The organism is Streptomyces sp. NPDC001714 (assembly GCF_042892755.1).
Classification (GTDB): domain Bacteria; phylum Actinomycetota; class Actinomycetes; order Streptomycetales; family Streptomycetaceae; genus Streptomyces.
Genome location: NZ_JBIAUL010000005.1, coordinates 89287 through 111508 on the forward strand (window position 1 = coordinate 89287; position 22222 = coordinate 111508).

Genomic DNA, 22222 nt, shown 5'->3' on the forward strand with positions numbered 1-22222 from the left:
TTTGCCCCTTTGCGAGGCCACCTGGCTACGGTGTCTGTTGCTTTCTCCAGCCTCGCCCACCTCACTAGGAGCCAACCGTGCTTCGCCGCCTGCGTCTGCTCACATCTGCCACAGCTGGACTGTCGGCCGCGCTGCTGCTCGCCGGCTGTGGAGGTGGCTCGACGTCAGGCGGCAAGGGCACAGACGCGAAGGCGGCTGTACCGGCGTCGGCCGGTGCCTCCGCGTCCCCTGCTGCCGACGGCCGCCCGAAGATCACGTTGCCCGCCGACGACATCCTCACGTTCACTCCGGAACAGGATTCCGAGCCGGTCAAGGACGCGATCCTCAAGGACAACGCGGAGTTCGTCCGGGCGCTCGACGCGGCCGTTGTTGCTCAGAATCCCCGTCTTCCCGCTCTGGAGTACTACACGGAGGGTGAGGGCGCTGTGGCGGCTCAGGAATGGGTTCAGTCGTTCAAGAAGGCCGGTTGGACCGTCACCGGAACCGTGCGCTACACGGACCGTCAGGTCAGCGTCGAGTCCAAGGACAGGGCTTCGCTGACCTACTGCGGGGACGAGAGCAAGGGTTACACCAAGGTCATCAAGACCGGGGTGATCGAGCACACGAAGGTCACCAAGAACAGCTATGTCGCTTACGGCGCTCAGGTCCAGAAGAATGACAAGGGGGTCTGGGAGCTCGTCAAGATCGCTTCCACTCGTGGTGCCGACAAGTGCCAGCCGTGACGGTGAGGTCTTGCCGGGCGATGCGGAGTTCGATCTGCCGGGGATCGAACTCGCGGAACGTGTAGGCGAACTGCTCGGCGGTGGTCGACCGGTCCAGGGGAGAAGGAGCCGTAGATCCCCTGCACTGTCATCAGGTAGCGCGGGTCGAAGTGGGGGACCAGATTGAGGTGGGGTCCAGCGCTTCGGGGCGGACCGGTCTGGTGAGCTTTTCCAGGGCCTCGTCGGGGGTGGCCGCCCACAGGGAGACCGAATCCATGCCCGTGTAGACCGCGCCGTCCTCCGCGATCGCCAGGTAACGGTTCCGGCGGTCGACCATGCCGACCGGGTAGAGATCGGCTCCGGCCTGCTCCCCGAGGTGGTCGAGGATCTCGGCGTCCCACATCGCCAGGAGCGGATCCAACTGGAAGTCCATCCACGGCATGGTGTCCAGGGGGGCGCGGCAGGGAACCCCGACCTGACCGAATTCCGCGAGGAACCGGCGGGCGGCCGCGTGCATCTCGTGCTCGCCGGTCTCCAGCAGGATGGTCTCCCAGGTCGTCACCGGGACCGACCGGCCCGGAAACCAGCCGGCCGCCCGCAGCACACGATCGGCCGGGGCGGGCCAGCGCCGCCCGGCCGCGTCGGCATCGGCCTCCACCGCGTCGAGCCGCCGCCAGAACTCCTCGGCCCCCGGGGACACGCCGACGGTCCGGGAGGCGGTGCGGACGCCCTGCTCCGCGACCAACCGGTCCAGGGCCTGGTCCACGGTCGCGCCGAGCAGTTCCACGCGGTTCCCGGCGGCGATGTAGAGCCGTCCGTCCTCAGCGATCCCCAGCCGGCTGCTCCCTTCGACCGCCCTACCCACCGGGTAAAGGGAAGTCCTGGCCTGTCGGCTCATCCACCTGTACGTCTCGTCCTCCCACTCGGCCCGGAGAGGATCGAACCTGATGGCCGACCGGGTCACGACCGGGTCGGCCGGCCAGCCGTACGTCACCAGGCCTCCGAAAGCGCGCAGGAACCGCCTCGCCGCCTCGTGGGGCACGAAGGAACCGCGTTCCCGCAGGATCCACTCCCAGGTGTCCGTCGGCACCGCACGGTCGGGCAGCCAGCCCGCCCGGCGCAGCACACCGTCGGTCTCCGGGGACCAGGTCGGGTCGTACCCCATGTCCACACCACCGTCCGCACACCGGGAACGGTCAGCGCAGGCTCTCCGCCACCAGGGGCAGAAGCTCGTCGAGCCCCAGCTCCCGCCTCCCGGAGACGTCCGAGAGCACCCACGTGCCGTTCTGCTCCCATTCCAGACGCCGTACGTCACCGGCGTGGTTCTCGTACTCCACGAACCCGCCGGGAGCGTTCCTCAGCTCCGCGATCTCGGCCAGCAGGATCTCGGACCGGGCCAGGGCACGCCCCGGGTTGTTGCTGCCTCCACCGGTACGGGGGTTGTCGAAGCGCATCTTCAGGAACGGCACGGGCCCGCGGCCGATGTCCGCGGTGGGCAGCATCTTGTGGTACCTCGCCTCTGCCTCCTCCAGCGTCTCCCGCCCGGAGAACTCGCACCGGTACGCGGGAAAGACGATGGTGGTCAGAGGCGTGAGGTCGGGGTTCCGGACCCGGTGGTGGCCGTGTACCCCGGGAACGGTGGCCGCGACGGCGTCGAAGGAGTATCCGAGCGCCTCGAAGCCGCCGACGCAGGTCAGGAAGCGCCCCTCGGCGGTCAACTCCGGCTCGTGCGCGCGGGCGAAGGCCAGGACCGCACGCGCCAGCGTCTCGTCGTGCCTGCGCACCTGGTTCGTCTGGAGAAGCCGGGTGCCGTCGCCGGTCAGCGCCCCCGCGAAGTTCAGCACCGGGTTCAGACGCCACGTCCAGGCACGGTCGAGGCCGTCGATCGGCGTGGCCCGCGGGAACGCGGTGACGGTGGACTGGAGATCCATGGTTCCTTCCGCGGTGTCCGGGGTCGGTTACGGGTCGTCCGGACCGTCGGGCCGCATGCCACTCGATCAGCTGCCTCTCGTGCGCGTCTTGAGGCAGGGCGGTCAGGCCCCGAGCGTCCAGTAGGGCGAGTCCGTCGGAGGCGCGGGGCGGACGCGCAGGGCGGACATGTCGAAGCCCTCGTCGTCGTCCTCGTCACCGGTCGGCAGGCGGCGGGACTCGTTCGGGTAGTAGTACAGGCCGTACGACCAGAACTCCGGGAACTCGTGGCACATGAGATCGGGGTACGCAGAGATCTCCGCGTCGTGATACCGCTCGTTGATCCTGGCCACCGCTTCCGCCCGAGAAATACCGAACCGCGAGACCATCTCGTTCGCCATGTCGCGGAAGTACTCGACCATTCCCTCGTCGAGATCCATCAAGAATTCCGTTGTCATGGTGTCGGAGGTCCTACTCGTCGGAAAATGGAGCCAGTGAAGAGCTCGGCGGCCCTGTCACCGAAGATTGCGATCTGGTGCCCGTTCAGGACGGGGAGCTTCCCTTCCCCCAGTTCCTCCGCGGCGTGCCAGCGCAGTGGGTCGGTCCAGACCGCGGGATCGCCGGTGGCGATGCCGCGCAGGAAGCCGACGGCTTCGGGGTGCCGATCTCGCCCAGAGACTGGAGGGCCTTGACGCAGAAGGTGAAGTGAGGACCGTCGGTCGACTTCCGTTCCCGCACCAGCGCGGCGACCGGCTCGACTCCCTCCGGGGCCCGCAGCTCTCCGAGCAGGTCGACCAGATCCTCCGTGTTCACGCCGGCGGGCCGCTCGGCCAGCACCGTCGCCAGGACCGGCCCGAGCCCTTCCGGGGGGAGATACAGCGCCAGCGCCGCGAGCCGCTCGAAGCGCCGCCAGTCCCCCTCGGCGGACGTGATCCGCAGCCAGTCGAGGACTTCCGGGCCTGCGCTCGTGAAGCGGGACTTGATTTCTACGTCCATGGCAATATCTGAACTCACTGCTGGTAAAGGAAGTGGTGGTCTCCACCGGGCTTGGCCAATGCCCGGTACCGCTTCAGGGCGTCCCATCCTTTACCGACGATCTCAGTGCCATTCCTCGGGATTGAGTGCTGCCCCCACGAATCCGTCACCCGTGGTGACGATCAGGTCGGGTTGCTCGACACGGGCCGCGATCTTCTCGCGGTCGAATTCACTGAATTCGAGGACGAAGTGTTCGGCGACGGCGGGTCGGTCCAGGGGGTCGCCGTCGAGGTCCACGGCTGAGTTCGCGCGGTCGGCGCCCTGGCAGAGAACCGACACGAACAGCGGGAAGTGTTCCGTCTGCAAAAGGAGATCCGCGCCGTGCACGACGCCCGCGATCCCCGCTCCTCCTCCCGTGACCTCGCCGCAGAGGTCGTCCAGGCAGTCGACCAGGGCGTCCCAGTTCTGTCCGAAGTAGCCGGGGAAGTGGAGGGTTTCCGCGAAGGTGCGGAAGACGTCCTGGGCGGTCGTCAGATCGCGGGCGTCGAAGTGGTGGACCTGCCCGCCCTTCGCTGTCAACTCCGACAGTTGCCGCCGAACCTCCGCCGTACCTTCCGGGACGCATACAACCCAGGGTTCCGAAGTGCCGGTGAGATCGAAACTGGTCATTTCTGGATCACCCTGTGAATTCGCCGACGTAGTAGAAAGTACCGTAGTGGTCCGGTGTGTAATATGCGGGGCCGGGACCGTCCTTCGGGGTCAGGAGCCGTTCGGGGCCTCTGATCTCTTTGCCGCAGCCCGGGGCGCTGCACTGCGGGAGATCGACCTTGGCGTTGACATCCCATTCCTTGTACTTGCCGCCTGGTAGGGCGGACAAGTTGTTACCCCAGTTGGCATTGCCATGGTAGCCGTCGATCTTCCCGATTCCTCCCGGCCGGGCGTTGACCTTGTCCAGCATGTCCGCGGCCTTCTGCGGTGCAGGACCGGGGAGGATTCCAAGCCCACCGGGACTGCCGGTGTCGCCACCGTGCAGATGGCACAGGGGCGCCAGACCAAGGGGGTCGGACCAACTCTGCGGGTTGTGCACATAGGCGACGGGGTTGGGCGCGGGGAGCAGACCGAGTGGGTCGGGGCTGGTGTAGCGGGCGGTCTCCGGGTCGTAGTGCCGGTGATGGTTGTAGTGGAGACCGGTCTCCGGGTCGTGATACTGGCCGGGGAAACGGAGGGGCGTGTACGCGTTCGAGTCACGGTTCCAGGCTGTGGTTCCCCACAGCGTGGTCCGCGTGTGCCAGTGGATCTCTCCGTCAGCTGAGACCAGTTCGGTCGGGGTGCCGACGATGTCGGTGACGATGGCGAAGAAACGCTCGTCGATGGTGTCCTGGGGTGCCGTGGCAGCCCACACTCGTTCGGTCTGACTGAGTGGGGAGAGCCCGTCGTGATCCCAGGTCAGCGTGGTGCGCCCGTCCGTGTCGCCGTGCTCCGTGGTCTGTTCGCAGAGGGTGTTGCCGTCCCAGGTGAAGACGGTGCGTTCCAGGACAGTCTCCCCGTCGGCGGCCAGACGCAGCTTCGCGGACCTTCTGCCCAAAGGGTCGTAGGTGTAGCGCCAGCGGGTGCCGTCGGGTGTGGTAACTGCGATGAGGCGATCTTCGGCATTCCACTCGTACCGCCAGATGTCGGGCTTTCGGGAGAGTCGGGTCTTGCGGCGTACTACCACTCGCCCCAGGGCGTCGTACTCGTAGTGGACACCCCCGGCCCGGGTCACCCGAGTTCCCGTGTACTCACGCGACCCGGTGGCCTCATGGCCGGGGTGGCCGGCGGGCCATTCGGCCTCTGTCTGGTTGCCTGCGGAGTCGTAGGTGTAGCGCTCGCTCCAGCCCGCCGCGTGCACAGCTGTGACTTGGCCCTGGGCGTCGAGGTCGAAACGGCGGCCGCCCGTGCGTGCGTCCTGGATGCCTGTGAGGTAGCCGTCGGCGCGGTAGGCATAGGTGCGCTCCGTGATCCGTCGGTCACCGGGACCACTGCTCCGCTGCCCGACCAGACGGTCCAGGCTGTCGTAGGCGCGGGTGAGGGTCAGGGCGCCGTCGACCTGCCGGATGATCTCCCGGTCTGCTGCGTCGTGTGCGAAGTCGACGGTGTGGCCCCGGGTGACCAACCGGACGATGCGTCCCGCCGTGTCGTACGCCCAGTCGCTGTGCGCGCCGGACGGAGTGGTGCGCAGGGTCCGATTGCCGGCGGCGTCGTAACCGAAGCTCATGGTCCTGCCGTCGACGGTCTCCGAGACACGACGACCGACTGCGTCCAATGCCACTCGCAGGTTGCTGTCCGGGCTGACGGCCTCGGTCAGTGAACCGTTCGGCGCATACGTGAAGTGGGTGATCGTGCCGTCCGCGTCCTTGGCCGTGATCTGCCCCAGCGCGTCCCGCTGGTAGCGGACGCTCTGGCCGAGTGCGTTGGTTCGTGTAGCCATACGGCCGGCCGCGTCATAGGTGTAACGGGTGGTGCGGCCATCGAAGTCGGTCTCAGCGAGGAGCCGCCCGGCTTCGTCGTAGGTGTAGTTCCAGACCAGTCCCTGCGGGTTGGTCACCTGAGCGAGGCGGAGGTCGGCGTCGTGCGTGAAGGTGAGGCGCTCGCCTCCCGGACCGGTACGGGAGGCGAGCCGGTCGAAGTGGGTGTACTCGAAGGTGCTCACCTGGCCGACGGCGTCGACATGACGGACACAGTTGCCCTCACCGTCATACTCCCAGCTCTCGCACGATCCGTCGGGGTTGGTGCGGCGGATGGGTAGGCCTTCGATGTTCCGTTCCAGACGGATCTCGTGGCCGAGTGCGTTAGTCACCGTCATGGCCAGGCCGAAGGCGTTGTAGGCGTAGCGGGTCGTGTTGCCCAGACCGTCTGTCGCCGCCAGGGGGAGACCGGCCGCATTGTTCAGGTAGGTGGAAGTTCGGCCTGCCGCGTCCAGAGCCTCGATCAGGCTGCCATCTGCGGAGCGGCGAAAGCGCGTGGTCGCGCCGGTGGGATCCGTGACGCCGATGATGTTCCCACGCTCGTCATTGGTGTACAGCCAGGCGGAGCCGTCCGGCAGAGTCAGGGCCGTAGGCCGATGCCGTTCGTCGTAGGCGATCCGGACGACGGAGCCATCGGGCCGGATCACCTCGACAGGCTGTCCCGCTTCGTTGTTGGTGAAGACGGTGCGGTGCCCGAGCGGGTCTGTCGTCGCGGTGACGTACTGACGGGCGTCGTAAGCCGTGGTGACCGTGCCGCCGATCGGGTCGATCTCTGCGACGACCAGGCACTGGTCGTTGACGATGAAGCGGGATACGGCACCCGCGGCTGTGGTGAGGGTGGTGACGCGGCAGTCGGGCCAGCCCGGGTCGACGCTGTCGTAGGACAGCGTGATCGCGATATGTCCTGCCTCGCCGCCCTCGCCGAGGCAGCGGTCCTGGTCGTCGTAGGTGTACTGGTAGCGGCGGTGGTTCGTGTCCACCCACGAAGTTACGCGAAGTCGCTCGTCATAGGTGAAAGTGAGCGGGAGCCCCGACGAGTTTGTGACCGAGGTGAGATTGCCGTCGGTGTAGCCGTACCGCTTGACGACGACGTCGCTTCCGTCCTCTGCTGCTGCTGCGGCGAGGGTGAGGGTGGTGACGCGGCCTTCTTCGACGGTCAGCCTGAGGTGGTAGCCGCAGGAATGGCGGATGCTCTGCGGAGTGCCCTCGGCGTCGTAGTGGAATTCAATGGTGTTGTCGTTACGGTCGGATATTCGGGTGAGCAGGGCGATGCCGTCGGCATTGGGGCGGGCGAAGTGCCGCGTGTGCCCGGTGAGAAGATCGGTGCTCTGGTAGCCGCCGTCGTCCTGGCGAGTAAGGGGCAGACGGGGGCCGGTCTCGGGGAGGACCGGGGTGTGCGGTGCGGCGGGGTGGGGATAGGCGAGGAGCAGGCCGTCCTCGGTGATGTGGACGACCCCGCGCTCGTCGACCTCCAGACGCTCATCGAGCGTCGATGCCCAGCTCGGTCCGAACCACCAGCCGCAGCGGTAGTCGGAGGCGACGCGGCGGGTGAAGGCCAACGGCAGCAGGCCGGGCAGCTCGATGTCGTTCTGCGGGAGATACATGGCGCCGGTGGCCATGTCGACGGGGTCGCTGCCCTTCGATCGGACGACGCTCTTGAGCCGGTTGAAGGCCCCTTCCGCCCCTTCGGCCAGCATGCCTCGGGCGTTTTTCCCCAGCCCGCGGACGGCGAGGCTCATGGCCTTCATGCCGCCACGGAGGTTCTTCATCTCCTTCAGCCCCTTGGCGAGTTTGCCCAGGCTCGTGATGCCCTTGCCGCCGGGTATGCAGTCCAGCGCGGCGAACGCCACATCCCACAGCGACGCTTGGCCCTTTGAGTACTTGTAGAGCGTGTCCGCGAGCACGACGAGCGCGGCCACCAGCACGATCGCGCCGAGGATGGGCCCGCCGATGATCATCGCGATGATCCCGACGACGGCGACGACGACCTTGCAGACGGTGACGATGGTGTCCCAGTTGTCCTCGAACCAGTGCCCGACGTCCTGCCACCAGTGCCGGTTCGGGATACCGGCATCGGAGGCCTCGTCGATCTTCCGCTTCGCCTCACCGGCCGCGTCGTCGCGCATCTTGCGGGCGTCCTCGGCCATCTTCTTCGCGGCGTCGAGAGCGTTCTGGGCGGTGGTGACGTCCGACTGGGCCTGGGTGTGGGCGGACTTGGCGCTCTGCACGTCCCGGGTGGCCGCCCGCACCTTGCCCTCGTCGGGCTTGTCGGCGTCCGACTTGCTGCCGGTGGGGTCGTCCTTGTACTTGTCGGCTTCCTTGGTGGCCCGGGTGACCCAGGAATCGGCGGAGGAGAGCCGGGACTTGGCGGAGGACAGGTCCGACTGCGCCTCCTTCGCCTTGACCAGGGCCTTGTCGGCAAGCGCCTGCGCCCGCTCCAGCTTCGGCCAGTAGTCCGCGAGGGCGTCCCCGCACATCTCGTAGGACTTCTTCAGCTTCTTCAGGTTCTTCGGGACGTCCTTGAACTGCTCCTTGAACACCTCGGCCGACTTCCCGGCCCACTGCAGGAGGGTGTCCTCACCGGCCATGCCCTTGACCAGACGCAGGGCATCGGAGACGTCGTCCGCGAAGGAATGCAACTGTGCGGCGAGGGTGCGGACCCGCTGGGGGTCGCCGGGGGTCGGGTCCCTGTCGAGGTCGAGTGGATGCCAGTCCGCCGGTCGGTACCCCGCCATGATCCCGCAACCCCCGTCGCGTACGCCTCATCAACAAACCTGTGCACACGTGAAGTTACAGGTCCCACCTGTATGAGGTGAAGCCCGCTCTGTGACTCCGGCTCGGACAGGTGGCCCGTCCGGATGTGTGGGCATCCCGTCTTCCGGAAGCCTGCCCTGCCAACAGTCCTTTGCGGAGGCCAACCGGGAGTCGCGGTGATGTCACGGGTCGGCACCAAAGCCGTGGTGGAGGTGCTGAGTTGCCCGGCTATGGTGTGCCGTGTGCGTTTCGTTCGGCTGGCGTGCAGCAAATCGCTCTGGTGCATTCCGGATGGACCCCGATACCGTATTCGCTGCTTCGCAGACCCCAACCGCCCCACCAGGAGCCCACCGTGACCCCCCGTTCCCGCCTGCTCACGACAGCCACCGCCGGTGTGGCGGCCGCACTGCTGCTTGCCGGGTGCGGCGGAGGTGACGGAGACAAGTCCGACTCGAACGGCAAGATCGCGGGGGCGGACACGGGGAGTTCTGCTTCGCCTTCGCCGAGTGCTTCGGCTTCGGTGGCTGACTCGGGCCGGCCGAAGATCACGTTGCCGTCGGATGTCACGGACAAGTATGAGGACTGGAAGACGGGCGATGCGACCAAGGATGCCGTCCTTGCGGACACCGCCGGACGCATCGATGCAATCAACGATGCCATTCTGCGTGGTGACACCGGAGCCCCAGGCCTGTCGTTCTACTACAAGGACAAGGGGCTTAGCCAAGCCATTGCCTGGGTCCAGGCGTACCTGGATTCCAATCTTTCCTTTACAGGGACGACTCGCTACTACGCCCCCAAGGTCACGCTCTCCGGTGGCGCCACCGCGTCGGTCGTCTACTGCTCCGACGAGAGCAAGGGTTTCAACAAGAACCGCAAGACCGGGAAGGTCGACAAAAGTCCATCGGACCAGAGCCCGTACGTGCTGTACAACACCCGCCTTGAGAAGAACAAGAAGGGCGTGTGGCAGACCAGTAACCTGATCTCCAAGCGGGGGGACAAGTCATGCGCCGGATAGGCGGTTGGAGACGGTGGCTAGCGTTCGGCGTGATCACGGCCGCCTGCGTTTCGGGGTTTCCGGGGACGGCGTTTGCCTATGGACCGGGGAGTGGCGAGGGAGACCAACCGCCAGGTTCCTCAGGTAATTCGGATGGCAAGGGCACCATTTCTGCTACCGCCGGTGGCGTTGTCTACGACCTCTCCAAGAACGGCTCCGGGGCTTCGACCGGTGCGATGACACCGACTACGACCTGGACGCCGCCAGCCTGTTACTACGCCCCCAAGTACTCACCCGATGCCCTTGAGGCCTACCTGACACCGATCTGGGAGGCCGACTCGACCGGTTACGAGTGGGATGCCACGCAGCGTGACCGTTACGTCAACGGGAAGCCGTACAAGGACTTCAACAAGGACAAGGCCGGCAAGGGCTACTGGTGGGACTCGTACGTCACGAAGGGCCGTGAGGGAGACCCCGGCGCGCTCGACTGCACGAAGCCGATCTTCTGGGTGGACACGGGTGACAACCCGCCGGCGGACGTACCCCAGGCGGTCACCCCGGAGATCCTCTCTCAGCTCGCCTACAACCAGATCCGTGTCCCCAGTACGAAGGTGACCCTGGCCCCCGCGGACAAGACCAAGGTCAACCTGCCCACTTGGGCCTGGCTGGACGGTGCCGAGTTCAAGCCGGTCTCCGTCACCGCGTCCGTTCCCGTGCTCGGCATCAGCGCCACGACCACCGCCACGCCGTACTCTCTCAAGATCGACCCCGGAACCTCGGATGCGGTGACGTATCCGGCGTCGGGCGTCTGCGGGTTCAAGAACGGCAGCATCGGTGAGGCCTACGCCAAGGGGAAGGCCGGTGAGACGCCACCCTGTGGGGTGAAGTACCTGCACTCCTCGGGCACGGGCTCGTACCCGCTCAAGGCCACGATCACCTGGAAGATCAGCTGGACGGGTACGGGAGGGACTGGCGGAACCCTGGATGACGGCACCTTCGGGGCCACCCAGGATGTCATCGTGCAGGAGATCCAGTCCGTCAACCGTTGAGAGATATTGGGCGCCGTGCCTGAGCGAACGAACCTATACGGCGAACAGGCCGTTCGTCAGACACCCGTTTTCGGGCTGATCACGCCCGAGGACTGGTACCGCATTCCCCTGCAGCCGTCGGATCGGCGTGAGGCCTCGATCAGTGCCTTGATCCGGCGGCAGTTCGCCGGGGTGGACGATCAGCCCGTGCTGCGCCGGAAGGCGGAAGAACAGCTCCGTGGCGCTGCCGAGGCGGGGGCCGAGCGGGGCGGTGTGGCGCTGTATCTGTCGTTCCTGGAAGCGGGCGGCATCCCACTCTCGGCGTCTCTGCTGGTGTCACTCCTCGACGAGAAGTTCGACAGTCTTGATGCGGTGGCTGCCCTGAGCGGCTCCGGCGAGGTCGAACCCGTGACCCTGCCCGCCGCAGGGCGGGCGGCGCGGCTGCTGCGGCGTGAGCGGACCAAGGAGTCACGTCGGCTGGGATCCGAGTTCCAGGACACGATCGTGGAGTACTTCGTACCGGTCCTGGACCGCGACAACGTGCTGATGCTGACCTTCAGTACACCGTTGGAGCCGATCGCGGACGCCATGGTGGAGCTCTTCGACGCGGTGGCCGCGACCTTGCGCTGGCGGCGTGGAGAAGAGGAGACGACAGGGGCACAGGGGTGACCAAGAAGCTCAAGGTCTCGACCGACGACCTGCACACGGCGGGGGCAGGCCTGCGATCGGTGGCAACGGAGTTCGAAGGACTCGACAAACTCATGGATTCCTATGACCGCCGCACGGTCGGGCACAAGCTTCTGTACGAGCGGTTGCAGGACTTCTCCGACGGCTGGGACGACAACCGCAAGAAGATGGTCGAGGAGATCCAGGGACTGGGGCAACTGGCCCACGAAGCAGGTAAGGCCTACACGGAGTTGGACACAGCGCTCTACAACGCGCTGGTGGGCAAAGGGCAGAAGAAGTGAGCCGCCCGGCTGACCACAGGTGGGAAGTGCTGGGCGAGGCCGGCGATCCCGTGCCAGGCGACGCCCAGGCGATGGAAGCACTCTCACGCCGGTTCGAGGCTACGGCGAAGACCATCTCCGACACCGTCGCGGCACTGCGCCGTCTCGGGAACCAGGAGAGCTGGGACTCCGACGCGGGACGTGCCTTTGCAGACAAGGCGAACGACACCGCGCAAACGGTGAGCAAGGCGCACGACCGCTACGCCGACGGGGGAGCGGCGCTCAAGGAGTACTACACCGATCTGGAGACCATCCAGGGCGACGCGGATCGCCTCCTCACCCAGGCGGAACAACAGCACGACGATCTGTCCGCGGCCCGTTCCAAGGCCGAGAACCCTCCCGAAGGCACGGACAAAGTCGCGCAGGACAAGCTCGACAAGAAGGTGACCGGCCTCCAGGAGGGGCTCGATGACCTCCGGGACAAACTGGCAGCGGTGAAGACCCGCCATGAGAACGCCGGGAACAAGGCTGCCAAGCGCGTGCACGACACGACGCATGGGGACGGGCTCAACGACTCCTGGCTGGACAACCTACGGGACACCTTGACCTGGGTCGCCAATGCTGCCGGGGCCATCGCGGCGGTCTGTGGGGTGGTGTCCCTGCTCGTCGGCTGGATCCCGGTCATTGGGCAGGCAATCGCCGGCGTCCTGGGCACCGTGGCGTTGGTGATGACCGTGGTCTCACTTGCCTGTCACCTCCTGCTCGCCATCAACGGGGATGGCTCCTGGAGCGATGTGGCCATGGATGTCCTCGGGCTCGCGACCTTCGGCGTGGGCCGCGTCTTCTCGGCAGGCTCGAAGCTCGCCGCCACGGTCGGACGCAGCCGTGTGTGGACCGCCGCCACACAGTACGTCCGTGCCTGGAACCCGACGCTCGGTACCGCTGCCAGACGGGCTCTCGTGATCGAGATGGTCGGCCAGCGCGCCGGCGCAGTCCCCGCCGCCGCGCTCCCTGAAGTGTCGTTCGCTGCCGCGTTCAAGGGGCTGAAAGGCTCCTTCGTGGACGACTTGGGTGCCGTGCGAAGCAACTGGCGGGACCTGTTCAAGGTCGGTGACAACCTTGCCGCGGCCCGTAGCGCGTACAACACGGCCGGGATGCGCGGTCTGGCCAGCATGTATGTGGGACCGGGCATGGTGGACGAACTCGGCCGTATGAGGAACGTGTCGTCCGCGGATCTCGACTTCATCGGCACGCCCGATGCCTTCAAGAAGGCCCTGTCCTACAACGCATGGGCTCTCGGGGCCACAGGCATCGGAGCGACTTCCGACACCAATAGCTTCATCGGGCTGTGGGGCGATGAAGCTGATATCGATGTGACCGGCCCTGACGCCGCGCTGACCGGAAAGTGAGCCTTGTGGAGACGGCTGGGAACTGGCGTGAGTGCCGGGTCGCATTGACCCCTTCGGAGAACTGGGTGGTCCTCGATCTGGGACGCGAAGACCCGGAAGGATGGTCGCAAGAAGTCTCGGAACAGCACATCGACGGCGACTCCCCGGCGGAATCACGTCGCGCGTTCGCCCAAGACCTTCTCTGGTACTGGGGCACCGCAGTACGGCAACGGGCGGTGTGTGCGGCGCTGTTGGCTCCGCCGAACGGCGCGGTCCTGGCCAGCTACACGGTACGGGAACTGAAGGCTGCTCCGGAGGCCTTGCACATGGACGTGCTCAGGGCCGAAGCAGCCATCGCGGAAGGCCCCTTCTTCGGGAAGCCCGCGCTCACCGAGGTCGAACTACCTCTGGGACCGGCACTCCGAGTCCACCGTTTCGAGCCCACCGCACCTGAGACCGACACCAGCGCGATCCTGGAAGGCGTGGCTCACTACGTGCTGCCCCGGGACCATCCCACCCTCCTGGAATGTCGGCTCTTGTGGATGACGCTGGGACTGGGTGAGGAACTGGGGCGGATCGCCGATGAATTGGCGAATTCAGTCCGCCTGGTGTGAGCCCGATGAGTGACGTGACCCGAATCGGTCTCCTACGACCCCTTTCAAGCCCAGCTTTTCCCACGGGACCATGGCCAGCGGCATCCAACTGAAACCGATGGCGAAGACAGCCACCAGAGTGGTGACGCCCTGAGGAAGGATCCATCCCACCTGGGACACGACGATCGACCCGACCAGGAGATAGATGCCGAAGACGAGGAGAGCGAGCACCTTCAGCAAAGCTGAGGCAGGGCCGACCGGCGGCTCTTGTCCGCGGTCCCGCACCATGCCGAACAGGATCGTCGGGAGCACCAGGCCGATGACACCTCCCGCAGCGATACCCCCGACAACCAGAGAGGTGTGCCCGTGGTCAGGCACCAAGACAGAAAGCGGTGAGAGACCCGCCAGCTTGTCCATGAATGCGACACCTGCGAAGGCACCGAGTGCCATCGTGGCCAGGACGACAACCGTTCCTGCACCGAAGAGGAAGTTTCCCAGGAGAGAGCGCTGGGGGCGCTGTGCCGTGGAGCCCTCGGTCCTCGAAGCGTCGGGCATGAGCTCTCCCATTCCTGAGCGGGGTCCGGTAGAGGATATCGAGCGGTCATTCGTCGAACCACGCAACCAGCCGCACGTTCTCCTCGCCGTGGACCCCCGCCAAGGCCTCCATCACCGTCCACACCGGCGCCCACGGGCCGTCCTCCGGGACCGCGTCACGGCGGCGGAGGCGTTCGGTTCGGTAGACCGTGGTGCCGGTGGTCCATTCCGTGCCCTCGGGGTGGAGGCCGGCCAGGTCCGCCGGGGACGTGGTGAGCGTGTTGATGCCGCTTGCCCGGGCGAAGCCTCTGCTCCAGTCGTGGTGGTGGATTAGGCGGAGGGTGCCGTCCGGGGTGCGGTGGTAGCGGGCGATGTGGGTGGTGCGGGGGACCGCTGGTTCCGCCCAGTCGATCGCTCTCGCCTCCGGCCAGGTCAGCCAGGTCTCGGCGAAGGCCGCGGCAGCCCAGGTGGTGTGTTCCGCACGGACCTCGGGGGACGTGTCCGGTGGTAGGCCTCGGTTCGCCGCCACCGGGCGCCACGTGGTGTTGAAGTCGCGTACGCCGAAGAGGCAGGCGAAGCCGTCGTAGTCCCGCGGCATGCCCAGCATCGACAGGCTGATCGCCGGGGACCAGGCCGTCTCGTCGTGGTTCAGGCCTTCGCGCCAGGTGCGGCACTCGATCCAGCCGTGGATGTCCGTTCCCATGCGGTCACTGGGGCCGGGGGCGCGCCACGCGGGAGACGAAGTGGGCCCAGGTGGAGGATGCGACGGTGAGGTGGGGGCCGGTGGTGTGCTTCGAGTCGCGGATGTGGATTGCGTGGGGGGTGGGGGCTATCTCGACGCAGTTCGAGCCGTCGCCGCTGTAGGTCGACTTGCGCCAGTGGAGTATGTGCACAGGTGCCTCCTCGGAGGTCAAAGGTCCAGGGCCCGTTGCCTGATGAAGTCGCGGGTTTTGGCCGGTGTGAGTGCGCAGGATTCCATGCGGCCCAGTACGGCGCGGTACTTGTTCAACTGAGCTTCGGCGTCGAGAAACTCGCAGGCACCGTGATGGGAGTCGAGCTGAACCGTGTCGAGCTGCGGGACGGGGCCCTCCACGTAGTCGAAGGACTGACCGGTGGTCGGGAAGTTGTCAGCGCCGAAGGGGACCACCCGGACGGTGACGTGCGGGAGTTCACTCATGTCGAGCAGGTGAGTGAGCTGGTCTCGGGCAACGGCCGGGCCGCCGAATCTCATACGGAGTGCCGCCTCGTGGATGATCGCGGTGTACGGGGGCGGGGCTGCCCGGTGCAGGATGCCTTGCCGCTTGACGCGGTGAGTGAGGCGGTGCTCGATCTCGTGCTGGCGCATCGGCGGCACTACTGACCGGAAGAGCGCGCGGGCGTGCTCCGTCGTCTGCAGCAACGCGGGGATGTGAATGAGCAGTGCAACCCGCAGCGCGGAGGCGTGGTGCTCCAACTCGGCCAGATCGACCAGCGCTACGGGTACGTGTTCGCGGTACTCCTCCCACCATCCCCGACTGCGTCGGCCTGTCATCGAGGCCAGCGCGTCCATGAGTTCCTCGTCGGAGCAGTCGTAGGTACGAGCCATGGAGCGCAACCGGTCGGCACTGACCGGTGTGCGGCCTGTCTCGATCATGCTTACGCGCGCTTGGTTGACGCCGAGGAGTTCCCCGGCGCTGGTGGCGGTGAGTCCGGCTCGCTCCCGCAGTTTCCGTAGTTCCGCACCCAGCCGTCGCTGTCGGAGCGTGGGGCTCTCGGTGGACGGCACACCGTCTCCTTTCTGGTGTGAGGCGGCCTGTGCTCCCTCACACGAGTGAAGCATGGATGCATTAATGACATTCGGTTAGATGCATCTAACCATCTGCCTTACGGTGATAACGCACCGCTCAACCAGCCGCGCCTGTAAGCCGGAAGCGCACCCCGCAGGCAGAGCCACCGCCCGGCATGGTCGTTGGGCGAACCCGAGTTCCATCTCTCGTCGGAGGTCACCGTGGACACCGTATCCCTGCCCGACACCTGGGCGTACGCCCTCCGTCTGCCGCACGACCCGCGCGCGGCACGCGTCGCACGCATGACCGTACGAGCGGCGCTGAGCGGCCACGGCAGACTCGAAGTACACGATGTCGCCGAGATCGAGAAAAGAGCCGACGAGCTGGTCCGTGCCGGCGCCGCCTTCTACCTCGACGGCGCCTCCTGCCAGGAGGCCGGGCCCAAGGGGACCGTCGCGCATGTCCCCGGCGGATTCTTCCTGTACACCTGATCGTCCCGCGGCACGAGTGTCTCTACATCCACCAGGTGACCTACCTGTAAGGGGACATCAGGGCTGACGGTCCTGCCGGTTCCTCACACGTCCGCGTACTTCGCGTCCGCCGCCGGGTCCAGCGCCAGCCGGTACCCCCGCTTGACCACGGTCTGGATCAGCTTGGGCGCGCCCAGGGCCGTACGGAGGCGGGCCATCGCCGTCTCCACGGCGTGTTCGTCGCGCCCGGCACCCGGCAGGGCCCGCAGGAGTTCGGCGCGGGCCACCACCCAGCCCGGCCGTCGCGACAACGCCCGCAGCAGGGACATCCCGGCCGGCGGCACCGGCCTCAGCGCGCCGTCGACGAGGACCGCGTGGCCCCGGATCTCGACGCGGTGGCCGGCGATGGGCAACGCCCGCGCGCGGGAGGGGAGTTCCTGGCAGAGCAGCTGTACGAGGGGGCCGAGCCGGAAGCGTTCCGGCTGAATGGTGTCGACGCCGAGGGCCTGGAGCGGCAACGCCGTCACCGGTCCGACGCAGGCGGGGACGACGTCGTGGCCGAGGGCGGCGAGCAGGTCGCCGAGCAGCCCGCGGTGCTCGGCGCGGGAGACGAGGGAGGCCGCGGCGGGCGCGCTGGTGAAGGTGAGCGCGTCGACCGAGCGGGAGACGACGGCGTCCAGGAGCCGGTCCACCGGGCCCAGGTCCTCCGGCGGCATCCACCGGTACACCGGCACCGGCAGCACCTCCGCGCCCGCCGCCCGCAGCGACTCGACGAACCCCGGCAGTGGCTCCCCGTGCAGCTGTACGGCGATCCGGCGGCCCTCGACGCCCTCCTCCAGGAGCCGGTCGAGCACCTCGGCCATGGACTCGGAGGACGGCGACCACTCCTCGGTCAGCCCGGCGGCCCGGATCGCCCCCTTGACCTTGGGCCCGCGGGCGAGCAGTTCCACGTCCCGCAGCCGGCCGAGCAGCTCCTCGCCGAACCCCCACCCGTCGGCGGCCTCGACCCACCCCCGGAACCCGATCGCCGTGGTCGCCACGACGATGTCCGGCGCCTGGTCGATGATCTCCTTCGTGGCGGCGAGCAGTTCGCCGTCGTCGGCGAGCGGCACGATGCGCAGGGCGGGGGCGTGCAGCACGGCGGCACCGCGCCGCTGCAGCAGGGCCCCGAGCTCGTCGGCGCGGCGCGCGGCCGTGACCCCGACGGTGAACCCCGCGAGAGGGCCGTGCTGACCGGCCTGCGGTCGCTGCTGCTGTTCCTCGTCCATGGCTGCTCTCCTAGCTGACCCGCATGCCGAACGAGCCTGTCAACGGTGCGTGACAGGCTCGGTTCGGGTTCATGTCACCAGTGTTACGTCACACCTCGGCGTAGCTGAGCTGCGCCTTTGCCTCGGTGGCCGTCGCGGACCGCTGCTGCGCGGCCGGCCGGCGAAGGTATACGGCCCAGGTCACCGCGAAGCACAGACCGTAGAAGACCAGGAAGGCGACGAAGGCGCCGGTGCCGGAGCCGTAGGAGAGGTACGACTGCCGGAAGGCGAGGTTGATGCCGACACCGCCGAGCGCGCCGACCGCCCCGATGAGCCCCATGGAGGCCCCGGACAGCCGCCGCCCGTAAGCGGCCGCCTCCTCTCCCTGGAGCCCCTTGGCGAGGGCCTTGGCCTGGAAGATGCCGGGGATCATCTTGTACGTCGACCCGTTGCCGAGCCCGCTGAGCGCGAACAGCACGACGAAGACGGTCACGAACATCGGCAGCGACTTCTGCATGCTGGCGACGACGAGGAGGGCGGTGGCGGCGGCCATGCCGACGTAGTTCCAGAGCGTGATCCGCGCCCCGCCGTACCGGTCGGCGAGCCAGCCGCCGACGGGCCGGATGAGGGAGCCGAGCAGCGGACCGATGAAGGTCAGGTAGGCGGCCTGCAGCGGGGTCCGCCCGAACTGCACCTGGAGCACCTGCCCGAAGGCGAAGGCGTACCCGATGAACGACCCGAACGTCCCGACGTAGAGGAAGGACATGATCCAGGTGTGCCCGTCCTTGGCGGCGTCGATCGCGGCGCCGGTGTCGTTCTTCACGGTGGCGAGGTTGTCCATGAAGAGCGCGGCGAGGACGGCGGCGACGACGATCAGCGGGATGTAGATCCCGAGCAGCACCCGCGGCCCGCCACTGGCCCCGATGATCGCGAGCGCGACCAGCTGGATGACGGGCACGCCGATGTTTCCGCCGCCGGCGTTGAGCCCGAGCGCCCATCCCTTCTTCTTCATCGGGAAGAAGGCGTTGATGTTGGTCATGCTGGACGCGAAGTTCCCGCCGCCGATACCGGCCAGCAGGCCGACGAGCAGGAACGTGTCGAAGGACGTCCCCGGCTTCATCACGGCGAACGCGGCGACGGTCGGGATGAGCAGCAGCCCGGCGCTGATGATCGTCCAGTTCCGGCCGCCGAAGATCGCGACGGCGAAGGTGTAGGGCACCCGGACGACCGCGCCGACCAGCGTGACCATCGAGGTCAGCAGGAACTTGTCGGCCGGGGTGAGCCCGTACTCCGGCCCCATGAACAACACCAGAACCGACCACATGGTCCAGATCGAGAACCCGATGTGCTCGGAGAGGACGGAAAAGACCAGGTTCCGCCGGGCGACCTTCTCACCGGTCGCGTTCCAGAACGCCTCGTCCTCCGGATCCCACTCCTGGATCCAGCGACTACGGGAAGTAGGGGCTGGGGCTGTCATGACGCCTCCACGGTGCTCCGCGTGCTCGGTCTGCTACGAGTGACTAGGCCACGAAGGTAGGGAGGCGTCGTTTCCACGCTGTGGCTGTGGGTGACCGGAAGGGAACGTTGCTCTCACCCCGGGGAGAGGCCGGGTGAGAGGTCCGGGGCGAGGGCCGGGTCAGTGGGAGGGGTACGGCGGCTGCTGGGGCTGCTGGTGGTAGGGGCCGGGCGCGTACGGGCCGACGGGCTGCTGGGGAGCGCCGTACGGCCCGGCGGGTTGCTGGGGCGGGGCGTAGGGGCCGGGGGTGTAGGGGGCGGGGGGCTGCTGACCGTAACCGGTGGGGGCGGGGGCGGGGGCGAGGGGCTGGCCGCTGTAGGGGCCGTGGCCGCCCTGGCCGCCATACGGGCCGTAGGGGCCGGGCTGCTGCGGGGGCTGGTACTGGGGCTGGGGCTGGTACTCGGGCTGCATGGGGCCCTGCTGCATGGGCATGGGCGTGCCCGGTGGCAGATACCGCACCCGCCCACCCTCTCCCGTCACCGGCACGAACCCGGCGGCCTGGAGCCGCTGCGCGAACTTGGCGTTGCGCCCGCGTGTGACGAAGAACCCGAGCCCCATGACCGCCATGAGGAGAACCCATACGACCCCGGAGACGACGAAGGCGCCCGCACTGCCGCCGGCGCGCGCCGCGGCCAGCACCAGCCCGAGGGTGATGCCACCGGCCCCGAGCAGCATGCGCTTCTCGGCGTTCTTCCCGGTGAGGTCGAACTGGATCCGGGCCTTGAGGAGTTCGACGGCGTCGGGGACGAGGGGCGGCAGCGAGACACCGTCGGCGGCGTTCGGGTACTGCGCCCAGTTCTGCGCGGCGCGCGCCCGCCCCTGCGGGCTGTGATCCGGCACGATCAGGAGCTTGAGCACGTTGTTGCGGGAGCCGGTGTGGCGGGCGTCGGCGTACTCGTACCCGAACTGCTGGGCGATGAAGGCGAGCCGGGCGAGCTTCTTCACGGAGGCCCAGGCGTTGGAGAGCTCGACGGGCTCACCACTGGCCATCAACTGGAACATCTTCCGTACTTGCCGCGCGCTCATCGCATCCGCTCCCCGTCGGCCGAGCCACTCTTTTCACTTCTGCAACTGGAGAAGTTTTCCATGGCACATGACGTGAGGGAACGGCTACCCAGGGGATTGACCTGAGTTTGAACCGTCGTTGGTACCCTCGGCAGCCGCCGAGCGGGCTCAGGGAGGCAAGGAGCTTGGACGAGAGAGCGTGGGAGAGAGATGCGGACAGTCCGTCCTGGTACGGCGTCCGATGCGTCTTCCGGCACCGCGGCCTCTGCGTGTACGAGGAGCGGGTCACGCTGTGGACCGCCCGTTCGGCGGACGAGGCGATCGGCCGCGCCGAGGCCGAGGCGGTCGAGTACTGCGAAGCGCTCGACGAGGTCGGGTACGCGGGCTTCGCCGAGGCGTTCCGTATCGACGGGGCGCCGGGGGAGGGGGCCGAGGTCTTCTCCCTCATGCGGGAGAGCGGGCTGCCGCCGGGGGAGTACGTGCAGCGGTTCTTCGCCACGGGCGATGAGCGGACCGGCTGACCGGCGTACGACGTTCGGGGGAGCCGCTTCCCGCAGCGGGCCGTAGGGGGCGGCTCGCGGCCTGCCACTCCGGTCCGTTCCTTCCCGGGCGCGCCGGGCCGTCCCGTGCGGCCGCGCGCGTGCGACGGGCCGTGCCCCGCTCCGCGGGTGTGCGCTCTGCCGGATCACGGCCGGCGGGCGGCAGGCTGACGCCGGACCACGGCACACGGGGGACGGTGACGGAACATGACACGCTGGCAGCCCTTGCCGGCCACGCTGCCGCGAGAGGCCCGGCATCTGGTCGAGCAACTGCGGGCCCTGAAGGGCCGTACCGGACTCAGCCTCGCCGAACTGGCCCGGCGTACCGCGTACAGCAAGTCGTCCTGGCAGCGCTATCTGAGCGGCGACAGACTGCCGCCGCGGGCGGCCGCGCAGGTGCTGTGCCGGCTGGCCGGCGGCGACCAGGCGCGGCTGCTGGCGCTGTGGGAGCTGGCCGAGCAGGCGTGGCCGCAGGGCGCGGCGGAGCCGACGGCGGAAGCGGCGCCCGAGCCCGAACCTCCTGCCGAGGCCGCCGAACGTCCCAGGCCCTCCACAGGACAACGGCGGTGGCGGATCGCCGCCCTCGCCGCGTCCGTTCTCGCCGCGCTGCTGGCTGCCGGGCTGCTGTGGGCGCTGCCCCGCAGGGCGGACGGCTCCGCGGCCGTCCGCCCCCGGGCCGCGTTCAGCCCACCCGGTCGTAGTACGCGATCTTCCAGGTACCCGTGCCCTTGAGCCGCACCCGGTACTTGCCGCTGACCCGCTTGAGGGTGCCGTTGTGCGCGGAGCCGGCGTAGGTGACGAAGCCGCCCGCGGCCGGGCCGGTGAGCCGCCGCTGGGCGAACGTCCAGCTCTGCTCGTCGACCACGCCGTCGTTGTCCGCCAGGCCGGCGATGTGCTCCTGCCACCACTGGGTGGCCGACTCGGTCTCGGGCCCGAACGAGCCGTCGATCTGGCTCTTCTTGAAGGGGTGCGAGTCGCCGTCGTCGTCCTGCCACACGGCGCCGTCGGCCCACAGGACGGTCTCCCACAGGGCTGTCGCGTTGCTCGTGGCGTAGTCGTCCACGCCGAGGTCCTCCTCGTCCTGCCAGTCGTCGAGGACCGTGCCGTTGCCGTCGATGCCGTGGTACGGCGGGGCGGCGGCCGCGGCGGCCGCGGCGGCCGCGGCGGGCGCCAGGGCCAGGCCACCGGCGCCCAGCAGTACGGCCGTCGCCGTCGCGACGACCCGGGTGCGCATGCTCATGAACGTTGTCCTTTCTGAACCGCCGTCCCTCGCGGGTCCCCCCTGGGGCGGCTCGCTGTGCGTTCGCAGGACCCAGGGTCACGGCACGGAGCGGGGCCCGGCGAGGCCTGCCG

At 68.0% G+C, this 22222-nt stretch carries 24 protein-coding genes; 10 read left to right on the forward strand and 14 right to left on the reverse strand.

Annotation, left to right across the window (positions count from 1 at the left end; translation table 11 throughout):
- The first annotated feature begins 77 nt into the window (after nt 1–77).
- Nucleotides 78–722 (forward strand): hypothetical protein, encoded by a 645-nt coding sequence (locus ACFY0P_RS14645; RefSeq protein ID WP_388911690.1) that lies wholly within the window; start codon nt 78–80, stop codon nt 720–722.
- A 130-nt stretch (nt 723–852) separates the two neighbouring features.
- On the opposite strand, the gene ACFY0P_RS14650 is transcribed toward ACFY0P_RS14645, so the two are convergent.
- The 6 genes from ACFY0P_RS14650 to ACFY0P_RS14675 form a co-directional block, all read right to left on the reverse strand.
- Nucleotides 853–1866 carry an SUKH-3 domain-containing protein gene (locus tag ACFY0P_RS14650; RefSeq protein ID WP_388911693.1) on the reverse strand — a complete coding sequence of 338 codons (1014 nt, stop codon included), beginning with the start codon at nt 1864–1866 and terminating at the stop codon, nt 853–855.
- A 31-nt stretch (nt 1867–1897) separates the two neighbouring features.
- Entirely contained in the window at nt 1898–2632 is a 735-nt protein-coding gene (locus tag ACFY0P_RS14655; RefSeq protein ID WP_388911696.1) for a hypothetical protein, read from the reverse strand.
- A gap of 102 nt (nt 2633–2734) precedes the next feature.
- A complete protein-coding gene (locus ACFY0P_RS14660; RefSeq protein ID WP_388911699.1) occupies nt 2735–3067 on the reverse strand; it encodes a hypothetical protein in 333 nt (110 codons plus the stop codon).
- 85 nt (nt 3068–3152) lie between these two features.
- Entirely contained in the window at nt 3153–3605 is a 453-nt protein-coding gene (locus tag ACFY0P_RS14665) for a hypothetical protein (RefSeq protein WP_388911702.1), read from the reverse strand.
- A 102-nt stretch (nt 3606–3707) separates the two neighbouring features.
- Nucleotides 3708–4163: a barstar family protein gene (locus ACFY0P_RS14670; protein WP_388911705.1), complete on the reverse strand. Its 456-nt coding sequence runs from the start codon at nt 4161–4163 to the stop codon at nt 3708–3710.
- A gap of 97 nt (nt 4164–4260) precedes the next feature.
- Nucleotides 4261–8823 (reverse strand): RHS repeat-associated core domain-containing protein, encoded by a 4563-nt coding sequence (locus ACFY0P_RS14675; protein ID WP_388911708.1) that lies wholly within the window; start codon nt 8821–8823, stop codon nt 4261–4263.
- A gap of 371 nt (nt 8824–9194) precedes the next feature.
- Here ACFY0P_RS14675 and ACFY0P_RS14680 point away from each other — a divergent pair, with 371 nt between their 5' ends.
- The 6 genes from ACFY0P_RS14680 (at nt 9195) to ACFY0P_RS14705 (ending at nt 13813) form a co-directional block, all read left to right on the forward strand.
- Nucleotides 9195–9857: a hypothetical protein gene (locus ACFY0P_RS14680; RefSeq protein ID WP_388911712.1), complete on the forward strand. Its 663-nt coding sequence runs from the start codon at nt 9195–9197 to the stop codon at nt 9855–9857.
- On the forward strand, nt 9845–10885 hold the full coding sequence (locus ACFY0P_RS14685) for a hypothetical protein (RefSeq protein WP_388911715.1): 1041 nt from the start codon (nt 9845–9847) through the stop codon (nt 10883–10885). Before ACFY0P_RS14680 ends, ACFY0P_RS14685 begins: the two co-directional genes overlap by 13 nt.
- A 6-nt stretch (nt 10886–10891) precedes the next feature.
- Entirely contained in the window at nt 10892–11533 is a 642-nt protein-coding gene (locus tag ACFY0P_RS14690) for a hypothetical protein (protein ID WP_388911718.1), read from the forward strand.
- Nucleotides 11530–11832 carry a hypothetical protein gene (locus tag ACFY0P_RS14695; RefSeq protein ID WP_388911721.1) on the forward strand — a complete coding sequence of 101 codons (303 nt, stop codon included), beginning with the start codon at nt 11530–11532 and terminating at the stop codon, nt 11830–11832. The genes ACFY0P_RS14690 and ACFY0P_RS14695 overlap by 4 nt, the downstream gene beginning before the upstream one ends.
- A 26-nt stretch (nt 11833–11858) precedes the next feature.
- A complete protein-coding gene (locus tag ACFY0P_RS14700) occupies nt 11859–13220 on the forward strand; it encodes a WXG100 family type VII secretion target (RefSeq protein ID WP_388911724.1) in 1362 nt (453 codons plus the stop codon).
- A 65-nt stretch (nt 13221–13285) separates the two neighbouring features.
- Nucleotides 13286–13813, forward strand: coding sequence for a hypothetical protein (locus ACFY0P_RS14705; protein WP_388911727.1), 528 nt, complete (start codon nt 13286–13288; stop codon nt 13811–13813).
- Here ACFY0P_RS14705 and ACFY0P_RS14710 read toward each other — a convergent pair.
- The 4 genes from ACFY0P_RS14710 to ACFY0P_RS14725 form a co-directional block, all read right to left on the reverse strand.
- A complete protein-coding gene (locus ACFY0P_RS14710) occupies nt 13796–14209 on the reverse strand; it encodes a hypothetical protein (protein WP_388911730.1) in 414 nt (137 codons plus the stop codon). The two genes, ACFY0P_RS14705 and ACFY0P_RS14710, sit on opposite strands and share 18 nt — an antisense overlap.
- Before the next feature lie 184 nt (nt 14210–14393).
- Nucleotides 14394–15029: a hypothetical protein gene (locus ACFY0P_RS14715; protein ID WP_388911733.1), complete on the reverse strand. Its 636-nt coding sequence runs from the start codon at nt 15027–15029 to the stop codon at nt 14394–14396.
- 4 nt (nt 15030–15033) lie between these two features.
- Nucleotides 15034–15219, reverse strand: coding sequence for a DUF397 domain-containing protein (locus tag ACFY0P_RS14720; RefSeq protein ID WP_388911735.1), 186 nt, complete (start codon nt 15217–15219; stop codon nt 15034–15036).
- Nucleotides 15220–15236: 17 nt separating this feature from the next.
- Nucleotides 15237–16091 (reverse strand): helix-turn-helix domain-containing protein, encoded by an 855-nt coding sequence (locus ACFY0P_RS14725; RefSeq protein WP_388911738.1) that lies wholly within the window; start codon nt 16089–16091, stop codon nt 15237–15239.
- 222 nt (nt 16092–16313) lie between these two features.
- Here ACFY0P_RS14725 and ACFY0P_RS14730 point away from each other — a divergent pair, with 222 nt between their 5' ends.
- Nucleotides 16314–16583 (forward strand): hypothetical protein, encoded by a 270-nt coding sequence (locus tag ACFY0P_RS14730; RefSeq protein WP_388911741.1) that lies wholly within the window; start codon nt 16314–16316, stop codon nt 16581–16583.
- A gap of 83 nt (nt 16584–16666) precedes the next feature.
- Here the strand turns inward: ACFY0P_RS14730 and ACFY0P_RS14735 are convergent, their stop codons facing one another.
- The 3 genes from ACFY0P_RS14735 to ACFY0P_RS14745 all read right to left on the reverse strand — a co-directional run bounded on the left by ACFY0P_RS14735 (nt 16667) and on the right by ACFY0P_RS14745 (nt 20351).
- Complete coding sequence (locus tag ACFY0P_RS14735; protein ID WP_388911744.1) at nt 16667–17830, reverse strand: uroporphyrinogen-III synthase; 1164 nt, start codon at nt 17828–17830, stop codon at nt 16667–16669.
- Between the two features lie 88 nt (nt 17831–17918).
- Complete coding sequence (locus ACFY0P_RS14740) at nt 17919–19286, reverse strand: nitrate/nitrite transporter (RefSeq protein WP_388911747.1); 1368 nt, start codon at nt 19284–19286, stop codon at nt 17919–17921.
- 159 nt (nt 19287–19445) lie between these two features.
- Nucleotides 19446–20351: a hypothetical protein gene (locus tag ACFY0P_RS14745; RefSeq protein WP_388911750.1), complete on the reverse strand. Its 906-nt coding sequence runs from the start codon at nt 20349–20351 to the stop codon at nt 19446–19448.
- A 164-nt stretch (nt 20352–20515) separates the two neighbouring features.
- Between ACFY0P_RS14745 and ACFY0P_RS14750 the strand changes: the two genes are divergently transcribed.
- Nucleotides 20516–20851, forward strand: a complete 336-nt coding sequence (locus ACFY0P_RS14750; protein WP_388911753.1) for a hypothetical protein — start codon at nt 20516–20518, stop codon at nt 20849–20851.
- Between the two features lie 225 nt (nt 20852–21076).
- Entirely contained in the window at nt 21077–21601 is a 525-nt protein-coding gene (locus ACFY0P_RS14755) for a helix-turn-helix domain-containing protein (RefSeq protein WP_388911756.1), read from the forward strand.
- On the opposite strand, the gene ACFY0P_RS14760 is transcribed toward ACFY0P_RS14755, so the two are convergent.
- Complete coding sequence (locus tag ACFY0P_RS14760) at nt 21552–22109, reverse strand: peptidoglycan-binding protein (protein WP_388911759.1); 558 nt, start codon at nt 22107–22109, stop codon at nt 21552–21554. The genes ACFY0P_RS14755 and ACFY0P_RS14760 overlap by 50 nt on opposite strands.
- Nucleotides 22110–22222 lie beyond the last annotated feature (113 nt).